The organism is Morganella sp. GD04133 (assembly GCF_029835375.1).
GTDB classification, from domain to species: Bacteria; Pseudomonadota; Gammaproteobacteria; order Enterobacterales; family Enterobacteriaceae; genus Morganella; species Morganella morganii_B.
Genome location: NZ_JAODZS010000007.1, coordinates 118,695 through 128,714 on the forward strand (window position 1 = coordinate 118,695; position 10,020 = coordinate 128,714).

The window sequence follows — 10,020 nt, forward strand, 5'->3', positions numbered from 1 at the left end:
AACTAACCCAGAGATAATACAATGTCAGGAAACAGACCCAATATATTCGGAAAAGCAATGGCGATTGATGGTGACAAAACCACAACAGGAGCCACCTGTATCGGTTCGTCAAGCATGATAAAATACAAAGGAATGCCAAGCCTACTGGTCGACGATCCCACCACCACCTGCCCGCAATGCAAACAGACCGGCACGATAGCGACCGGAGACAGCCGGATGATGAATAACGGCAAGGCACAGGCCGTTGACGGTTCAATCGTTCAGTGCGGCTGTCCTTACGGCTCCAATACCGTTATTGCCTCGGAACCATCATTAGCAGCCAGATCCGAGGGGTTCATCTCAACTGTTTCTGAGGGGATTACTTCATTCACCGCAGGTATGTCCGCCGCAATGCAGAGTACCGCATCATGGCAGCAGCTGATTCCGCCACAGGATATCACTGATACGCCAGTGACCCGCTACATAGTGACCATATATACCGCAGCCCCTGGCACCCCATTAAATAACGATAAAACCGGACAACCATTATTTAATGATGATGGCGAAAGAGCGAACTCCCTCGCAGGGCATATGTGGATAGGCATAAAACAAATAGAAAATAACAATCCCGGCACAGAAACCACGTATGGATTTGGCCCGACTGAACACGGAAAGTGGGGAGATGGACAGGTTGTCACAACCGATAACGTTGTTTATGAAAAACCGTATTACAGCCGGACACTGGAAGTCACCGAAGGTCAGTATCAAAAACTACAGGAATTTGGTGATTTAGCCGTCAGCGGAGACTCGCGCTATTTCGATTTGAAATATAACGGAGCCAATAACAGTTGTATCGACTTTGCCAATTTAGCGTTACGGTTTGCGGGTTTAAACCCTGCCGTTGTGCCGAAAGACGATATTTCAACGACAGGGATCCCTTACACTAATCCGAAAAAATTCGAAGGTACGCTGCGGGTTCTCCGGAATATCCCTGCGATAAAGATGATCCCCGCACCGTTTCCTGATAGTGAATTAAATGAAGAAAAAAATAATGAAATGCCGGAAAGAACCGCTGTTCAATGGCTCTTGTTATCACAGAAAGATGACGTGCCGCAGAAAAACGATGATGTAATTATCGCCAAACGCTAATACGGAGAGCCACTGAATGGCGGTGTATTGCCGCCATTCAGGTAATCTATCTATAAACAGATGTTTCTATTTTTATAAAGTAATCAAAGCCATCTTTATTTAGCTCCGGCCAGTCACCTAATACCGTAACGCTCAGTCTATACTGTCCGTAATTTCTCGGAATACTTAGCAACAGGAAGTTTCGGTACAATTGCACATTGTTATATAACTGCGTTTCCTCAGTCACCCGTGTTTCAGTTAAATCAGGATTAATTTTATATAATGCCATTTTCAGCAGCGGTGTATCGGGTTGCAGTTCGACAAGCCCTTCCTTTGTAAAAATCTTATAACTATAAAAGTCACCATCGCCATATTGCGCCCGCTTGATATCAAGCCATGCACCAATTGTGGGTTCATTCATCGGAAACAGATACAGTAGTTTGTATTTCGGCATAGGTGTTACCCAGAAAGTAAAATCAACCGTTGCCCCCTGTTTGTATAGCTCAATCGGCATACTAACGGGTTTCCCCGGCATTACTTTTGGCGATAAAAAGAAATAAGGGTCATCGGTCTGAGGTTTCATCCAGCAATAGAGCCAAGAACCTGCAACGCCGAGCAATATCCCGATAAGTAATACGATTTTTTTCACAAAAAAATCCTTATAGTCTTTGTTTTAGCTGTTCATTTTTGAATGTTGATCATTTCCGATATTAGTACCACAACATGTATTTTCAGACTAATGTTAAATCAGTCATTGTTAAATAACTGAGTAATAATTAGAAAGGCATTGAAGCACCAATAAAAACATCATTATTTAAAAATGTTATTCTTCCTGACATTTCGATATAGATATTAATATTTACTAACTTTCCGGATGATGAGGGCTGATAAGGTAAATCCGTCCGCAGATCCCCGCCGCACCTTAAAAAATCTATAAATGTTTCTGGTTCGCATGTATCGGTATTGTGCGCAAAGTGCGGGCAGGTGCGAACCATCACAAAGCCTTTATCTGTAAGGCACGAAGCAGGATTGCGCATTATTTTGATGTAGAGAAATGTCGAGGTGAAACTGTGCAAAACGAAACCCGTAAACTGCACACTGCGAACCAAGTGCGAACCTCGGTCAAAGCCTTGTGTCACAAGGTCTGACGTGATTTTTGCGCAAATGCCGATGTATAGAAATGTTAAGGTCAGATTGCGAATTGCGGGCGCACTGCGCAAAGTGCTAACCACCCTGAACGTCAGTGTTCATGCGGATTTGACGATTATTGCGCACGTTTTGATATATAGATTTATTGAGGTCAACTGCGCAATTACGGCGGAAAACCGCGCTTAAAACTGCGAATTGCGCACCACTCTGCGCAAAGTGCGAACTGAATGCGAACCTCTTACAGGCCTTGTAACACAAGGGATTAAAGAGAATTAGATTCGGCAGCATGCGCAAAAAAATGCTAAGATTTGCTAAGGTTCTGCGCAGTTAAAAAGCCAAGAATTACAGGGGTAATTAAACGTTGAGCTTCCCGGCAATATCCTTGTGCCGCTTCCATGCTGAATAGATATCCTTGTCCCACGCTTTACCGGCCTTTGTCTGATAGCCAGCCTCATTAATCCGCTCAGCGATAATGCGCCCGTTATCGATCCCTTCAGACAGCACCTGATTTACCACAGCTACGATAACCGGTTCATTGTAGGCATGAGGCGGGATATCGGCTTTACCTGCTATCAGGGAAGCGGCGGCGGATTCCAGTCTTTCCACCAGCGTCAACATACGGGCATCAGGGTTTCCCTCTGGATGGTTCAGCTTTTCTTTAATGGCTGAGACTATCCATGATGTTTTATCGCTGCCGGAAGCCGCTACAGCGTCATTAAACACTGTCTGGAGTTCGGCGGGGAGACGAAAGGCGACAAGGTTAGAATTGCTCATGATGAAAGTCATTTTACTGGTATATGCTGGATATTATACCAGTGTATAACGCTGTTATACAGTTCAGATAGTAAACTGCTATCAATCTAACTCATTGTTAAAAAAGCAAAGCTCAGATTTGCGCTTTGTACCGTTGTGGTTATCCCAATAGTCGGAAAGGGAGACAGTTGTAATCTGTATCCGGTACAGAAAAGCACAGATTTGTTGTTTTGGTTTCGGGATTGATAGCAAAGGATTACCCGCCAGAGGAAAGCCCTCAGACGTTTACAAATGTTAACTTTTAAACCGGATGCCTGAGAGTGCTGATGTTGACAAATGTTGACATCGGAACTTGTCAAAACGTGATATCAAGAAACTCGGATGTTGTGAAATGTTGTGGTTAAAAGCTGTCACCAGAACCGGATAAAACCAGACATCGAACAGCCGCCGGATGTGGATCAGCCAGGCGTGATTACAGGTTTTATCATCATTGGTACGCAGACTGGTACGCACCGGAATAGCCTGTATGATCCTGCGTACCGGACAATCACCGGACAGAACACCAGCTTATGCCACGCTATCCGCAGCCGGTATCAGGACAATGACCGTACAGGAGGCTCCGGTATCGGTGGCTCATGCCAGAATGCTAAATCACACTCTGGATAAATATCAGCACGTTAAGCCATATCACCCAGCGCGGGACAAAGTGACGGCCTCGGTGAACGGTAAGGTTACGGTAAGGATTTACATGCGGGATTATCCCGTATCGTCGTTGGTCATTGATTCAGTGACCAATGGCAGAAGTGATTCCGGTTTTATGCCGGAAACAAGCGTTATCAATGCGTTATACTATCCGCAATTTCAGCAACCAGCAGGTGATCCATGCGCTCATATCGAAAAGCAAAACCCATCACAGCGACAGTCACTGGTACTGTCACGAAACAGCCTCAGCGGGTCAGGACGGCAACCGGGAAAGTAATGGCAACAATGGTCATTCAGCCAGAGAGTGAACGCCGTAGCCCCTATCCGCTGAAGCTGGTGGCATTTGATATTAACGCGCTGGAACTGATGGCCTGCCAGAAAGGAAGCCGCGTTATTGCCACTGGTCGGCATGAATGGTTTAACGGGTATCAGCTCACCGGGGCGCAGATAGTTACCTGTTAGTAAAAGTTAGTATTGCCAGATTTGAAATCGGGAAATTCAAAGGTGGAAATGACATCTTTAAACCAACCCGATATTATCGGATGAGCCTCTGAACTAACCCTCGTAAATATGGTAAGTTAGTAACTGAAACTCTTAAAGAGATCTGGTTCAACAGAGGCAGTGGAAAATGACGGTAAGGTTACGGTAAGGATTCTGTCTGGACGGTAAATCCACCAGCGGGCACAAATCAGTCAATCCGATGTTACACTCCGATTTAGCGTGTACCCAAGGGTGTACCCCTAGAAAACATTGAATAGCCATAACCCAGTAACCACAAGCCTTTTAGCCACCTACTCAATGAATAGATTCAACATTGAGTAACGCTTTACCAGTGGTCAAGGATGGACGCAAAGCCATTATAAATCATTAGATTATGAAGAAATGACACTCATGACATCCATTGCGGACCTACTAGGTTTGGGTAGTTATGGGCAGTAGGTTGGGGAGTATTTTCTCGCTATAGTTTGTTTAGCGAGATTGTACTCCCCCATTTTTTGAGGTCGGAAAATGGGCAATTTGCATGACTGTAGCAGTCAACTAAAACTGGCCACGGTTTTAGCGTTTTTTCGATTGTATGAGCAGCTTCACTGAAGCTGGTGTAGCCGGTCACCGGCACCCACTCGTTTTTCAGGCTCCTGAAGAAGCGCTCCATCGGACCGTTATCCCGGCAGTTTCCGCGCAAACAGATCGAGTACCACAGCAAGGTAATGGGATCAGACACTATCTGACGTGAGCCTGATAGATTAATTTTCAGAATTTAAAAGAGTGAAAACAAGATGACACATAAGCCAGAAGTGATGGGCGGGGAAAGCCTGGATATTGCCGCTCAGCGTCGTGATGAACTAAAACAACTTTTCCCCGGTGTGTTTACCGAAACGAAAGATGCTGACGGCAATGTCGTGTCATCCATTGACTTTGAACGCCTTAAGGCCGAGTTGGGGACGTTCTCAGATATCTATGAGGGACGACGCGAGCGTTATGGAATGGAATGGCCGGGTAAACGCGACTGTATGAAAATGATTCAGGAGCCAAGCCGTGCAACCTTAAAGCCCTGTCCGGACGAGTCTGCAGACTGGGATACCACCAAAAACCTGTTTATTGAAGGTGACAACCTTGAAGTACTGAAGCTGTTGCAAAAGAGCTATTACGGCAAGGTGAAAATGATCTATATCGACCCGCCGTACAATACCGGCAACGAGTTTATCTATCCGGATAATTATCAGGAAACCTTAGATACCTATCTTGCTTATGCAGGTCTGTTAGATGATGAAGGAAAAACGTTCACTACTAATACCACTTCCGAAGGTCGATTTCACAGCAAATGGCTGAATATGATGTTCCCAAGAATCTATTTAGCTAAAAACTTGCTAAAAGATGACGGAGTTATATTTGTCTCAATTGACGACAACGAAGTTGAAAACACCAGAAGATTATTGGATGAGATATTTGGCGAAGAAAACTTTGTTGCACAATTCACTTGGTCTGGTGGACGAAAGAACGATTCAAAACTGGTTTCGGTATCTCATGAATATGTAGTTTGTTATGTAAAATCTACAGCCTGCCTATCTGAAAATAAAATTACCTGGCGACAAAAGAAAAAGGGATTGGAGGATATCTACAAAGCGGCAGATAAAGCAGTTAAAGCAGCAAATAGCGATTTTGAAGAAGCCACACGATTGTTAAAAGCATGGTTCAAAGAACTGCCAAACTCTGCGCCAGCAAAACAGCATAAACACTACTCGGTAATTGATAAGAACGGAGTGTACTTCCCTGCTGATATTTCCTGGCCCGGTGGCGGCGGGCCCAAATATGAGGTTCTGCATCCTATTACCGGTAAACCCGTGAAAATTCCTTCGAGAGGGTGGATGTTTTCTGATCCTGAAAAAATGAATGACATGATCAAAAATGGACGCGTACATTTCGGGCCAAATGAATCTGCAGTTCCGTGTATCAAGTCCTATCTTAAAGACAAGGAAGACCAGGTACCTTACAGTGTTTTCTATCAGGATGGCCGGGCAGCGACAAAACGGCTAAGAGCACTAATGGGTGATGACGTTTTTGACCACCCTAAAGATGAATTAGTATTAAAAGAATTATTTGAATTTGTCATGAGAGACGGTGGTATTGCTGTTGACTTTTTTGCAGGTTCAGGGAGTACCGCCCATGCTTTAATGGATTTGCAGAACGATGATGGTGTGAACAGAAATTTCATCTTAGTACAGTTACCAGAGAAATGTGATGAAAAGTCCGGGGCATTCAAATTAGGTTACAAAAAAATATCCGATATATGTCTGGATCGAATTAAAAAAGCATCCGACATATATAAGGCGAAAGGGGCAAATTTTGATACCGGATTTAAAGTATTAAAACTTACCACATCATGCTTTAAAGATTGGCAAGCCAATGCAGACAGCAGCATTGAACAGATCCAGGCACAGTTGGAACTGAGCGTAAACAACATCGTTGCCGGTAAAGGGCAGCACGAAATTCTTTTTGAAATTTTACTTAAAGCAGGTTTTGAACCGACCGAATCAATTGAGTCTATCAACCTGAATGGCAAAACAGTATTTTCAGTTGCAAATCGCGCTTTACTAATCTGCCTTGAAGATCAACTTACCGCAGAACTAACTGATGCTGTTATCGCATTGGAGCCTATGCAATTTATCTGTCTGGATAAAGGCTTCCGGGGCAATGATCAGCTAAAAGCCAATACGGCTCAGGCGTTTAGAGCCCGCTCGCAAGATAGCGAAGCCGAAATGGTCTTCAAAGTGGTTTAAGGAGCGGTCATGTCTAATCAATCAACAGGGCTCAAGCTTAAATTTAATGCCACGCTCGATTACCAAAAAGATGCAGTTCAGGCTGCGGTTGATTTGTTCGAAGAACAACCTCTCGCACAGGATGCGTTTACTGTTTCTGTAGGGCAACAATCGGGTGTTAGTCAACTCTCACTCGATGGCGATGGATTTAGTGGTATTGCTGCTGTCTCAAACCAATTAGTGCTCACACAGGAGCACCTGCTCCGAAACCTGCGTAAAGTGCAGGAAACCAATAATATTGTTCTCGCTGATGAATTGCTCAGCACCTCGTTTGACTTAGAGCAGGAAGATGAAAAAGGCACCTATAAGCTTAAAAAGCATGTGCCGCATTTTTCGGTAGAGATGGAAACCGGCACGGGTAAAACTTACGTTTACCTGCGCACCTTATTTGAACTCAATAAAACCTATGGGTTTACCAAGTTCATCATCGTAGTGCCGGGTGTGCCGATTCGCGAAGGGGTGCTGAAAAGCATTCAGATTATGCGGGAGCACTTTCGAAAGCTTTACGACCATGTTCCGTTCGACCATTTTGTCTATGACTCTTCTAAGCTGGGGCAAGTACGCCAGTTTGGTTCGAGCAACAAAATCCAGATCATGGTGATCAATATTCAGGCTTTTGAGAAAGAGCAAAATATTATCAACCGTGAGCAAGACAAGCTGAGTGGCAACAAACCCATCGACTTTATTCGTGCGGCTAATCCGATAGTCATTATCGACGAACCTCAGTCGGTTGAGGGCGACACCAGAAAAGACCAAACCAAGCGTTCTGAAGCCCTGCACAACCTGAATCCGCTTTGTACCTTGCGTTATTCCGCAACGCACAAGAACCCTTACAACTTGCTGTATAGCCTGGGGCCGATAGAAGCCTATGATCTTAAGTTGGTGAAACGTATTGAAGTCGCCAGCATGGTTGAAGAGCAAAGCTTCAACAATACATTCGTCGCTTTAAAAGAAGTGGATAACAAAAACGGCATTAAGGCTAAGCTGCAAATTAATGTGCAGGATAAAACCGGACCAAAGAAAAAGCGGGTTACCGTTAAGCAAGGAGCCGATTTATACACTTCGTCGAAAGAACGACAGGAATATCAACATGGATGGATTGTCGCCAACATTAGTTGTGAGCCGGGGATCGAACATGTTGAGTTCGCAAATGGTCAAGTATTGCGATTGGGTGAGCAACTCGGTGGCTTAAACGGCGAGCTGATGCGAGCGCAGATTTATGAAACCGCAGAGCAGCATCTCAGGAAAGAACTTGCCGTTAAAGGCAAAGGGATCAAAGTCCTTTCTCTGTTTTTTATCGATAAAGTATCAAACTACCGCGAATACAATGGCGACGGCACCACCAGTTTAGGCAAGCTGGGGCGTTGGTTTGAAGAAGCTTACAACGAACTAACACAGAAACCCGTGTATCGTGGGCTGTTGAATTTCCCTGTGGCAGAAGTTCACAACGGCTACTTCTCGCAAGACAAAAAAGGCATTGCGAAGGACACCACGGGTAAGACTAAAGACGATGAAGATACCTATTCATTGATCATGCGCGATAAGGAACGCTTGCTGTCTCTTGACGAGCCTCTGCGTTTTATCTTCTCCCACACCGCATTGCGGGAAGGTTGGGATAACCCCAATGTGTTCCAGATTTGTACGTTAAACGAAACCAAAAGCACTGATAGAAAACGTCAGGAAATTGGCCGGGGCTTGCGTTTGCCTGTAAACCAAAACGGCGAACGTGTTCATGATGCTTCGGTGAACAGACTAACCGTGATAGCTAACGAATCATATGATGATTTCGCTAAGCAACTGCAGACTGAGTATGAGGAAGACTACGGCATAGGCTTTGGTAAATTGGGGATCAATGCCTTTGCTAAGTTGGCTAATCCTGACGCTCGTCAATATGTGAATATTGGACAAGAAGCGTCAGAAGTGATTTTTAGCTCGTTACAAAAAAATGGCTATCTGGATGCAGAAGGCAGGGTGACGGATAAATTCGATCCTAAGAATCCTCACTTCATTCTTGACCTTCCACCGGAATGGGCACACATGCGACCACAGGTCACGGATGAGATAAATAAATACGTGTTCAGGAATAGAATTGTTAATGCGCGGGACAAACGCACGCTGACACTTCGTAAAAACGTTACACTAGACCCGGCATTCAGAGAGCTCTGGGAGCGCATCAGCCAGCGAACCCGATTCCGCGTGACCTTTGATACCGATGAGCTGGTTAAAGCGGCAGCTAAAGCCATTGCGGAAATGCCGCCCATTCACCGCTCACGGATAACAACTGAAGTCTATCGGTTAGATACCAACAAGGCCGGGATCGAAGGGGAGCAAATTTCTGGCGGCGTGCGAGAAATAAGCCAGTCACCGGATTTGCCCGATCTATTGGCTTATCTGCAAAACAGTACTGAGCTGACCCGCCACACTTTAGCAGAGATACTCAAAAACGGTGGCAGGTTAAAGGACTTTCCTGAGAATCCGCAAGTGTTTATTAACCAAGTTACCCAGTGTATTCAGGATGTTTTGCATCACGTGACAGTGCGAGGTATCGAGTATGAAAAGGTCGGTGGTAGTGTTTATGAAATGCACAACATCGAACAAGAAGCCAAACTCGGGATAACCCGCTACTTGAATAATCTGTACGAAGTGCAAAACCAAGATAAGACACTATTTGATTTCGTTGAGTACGATTCAGAAGTTGAACGTGAATTTGCCAAAGCTTGTGATAATGACGATCGGATCAAGTTTTACTGCAAACTACCCGCCAGCTTTAAGATAGATACCCCCGTTGGCCCCTATAACCCTGACTGGGCATTGGTGACAGAGGGTGAAGAAAAACTGTATCTGGTACGAGAAACCAAAAGTACACGTAACCGCAAAGAACTACGTGAGCCCGAGCAAGATAAAATTGCCTGCGGCGAGAAGCATTTTGCTGCAATCGGCGTGAATTACGATGTGGTCACGAATTTAGCAGAAGCATTGCATGGCTAATTAA

8 protein-coding genes are annotated in these 10,020 nt (G+C 44.8%); 5 read left to right on the forward strand and 3 right to left on the reverse strand.

Annotation, left to right across the window (positions count from 1 at the left end; all coding sequences use genetic code 11):
• Nucleotides 1–57 precede the first annotated feature (57 nt).
• A complete protein-coding gene (locus tag N7387_RS04860) occupies nt 58–1,128 on the forward strand; it encodes a PAAR domain-containing protein (RefSeq protein ID WP_279797323.1) in 1,071 nt (356 codons plus the stop codon).
• Between the two features lie 46 nt (nt 1,129–1,174).
• Here N7387_RS04860 and N7387_RS04865 read toward each other — a convergent pair whose 3' ends face one another.
• From N7387_RS04865 to N7387_RS04875, 3 genes are all read right to left on the reverse strand, one after another.
• Nucleotides 1,175–1,756 carry a hypothetical protein gene (locus N7387_RS04865; protein ID WP_279797325.1) on the reverse strand — a complete coding sequence of 194 codons (582 nt, stop codon included), beginning with the start codon at nt 1,754–1,756 and terminating at the stop codon, nt 1,175–1,177.
• Between the two features lie 127 nt (nt 1,757–1,883).
• Entirely contained in the window at nt 1,884–2,327 is a 444-nt protein-coding gene (locus tag N7387_RS04870) for a hypothetical protein (RefSeq protein WP_279797327.1), read from the reverse strand.
• A 283-nt stretch (nt 2,328–2,610) separates the two neighbouring features.
• Nucleotides 2,611–3,030, reverse strand: coding sequence for a hypothetical protein (locus N7387_RS04875; protein ID WP_279797328.1), 420 nt, complete (start codon nt 3,028–3,030; stop codon nt 2,611–2,613).
• An 818-nt stretch (nt 3,031–3,848) separates the two neighbouring features.
• Between N7387_RS04875 and N7387_RS04880 the strand changes: the two genes are divergently transcribed.
• The 4 genes from N7387_RS04880 to N7387_RS04895 all read left to right on the forward strand — a co-directional run bounded on the left by N7387_RS04880 (nt 3,849) and on the right by N7387_RS04895 (nt 10,016).
• Complete coding sequence (locus N7387_RS04880) at nt 3,849–4,019, forward strand: hypothetical protein (RefSeq protein ID WP_279797330.1); 171 nt, start codon at nt 3,849–3,851, stop codon at nt 4,017–4,019.
• A complete protein-coding gene (locus N7387_RS04885) occupies nt 3,988–4,173 on the forward strand; it encodes a hypothetical protein (RefSeq protein ID WP_279797332.1) in 186 nt (61 codons plus the stop codon). The genes N7387_RS04880 and N7387_RS04885 overlap by 32 nt, the downstream gene beginning before the upstream one ends.
• Before the next feature lie 815 nt (nt 4,174–4,988).
• The gene (locus tag N7387_RS04890; RefSeq protein WP_279797334.1) at nt 4,989–6,989 is read left to right on the forward strand and encodes a site-specific DNA-methyltransferase; all 2,001 of its coding nucleotides are present in this window, start codon (nt 4,989–4,991) and stop codon (nt 6,987–6,989) included.
• Nucleotides 6,990–6,998: 9 nt separating this feature from the next.
• Complete coding sequence (locus N7387_RS04895; protein WP_279797336.1) at nt 6,999–10,016, forward strand: DEAD/DEAH box helicase family protein; 3,018 nt, start codon at nt 6,999–7,001, stop codon at nt 10,014–10,016.
• Nucleotides 10,017–10,020: the final 4 nt, after the last annotated feature.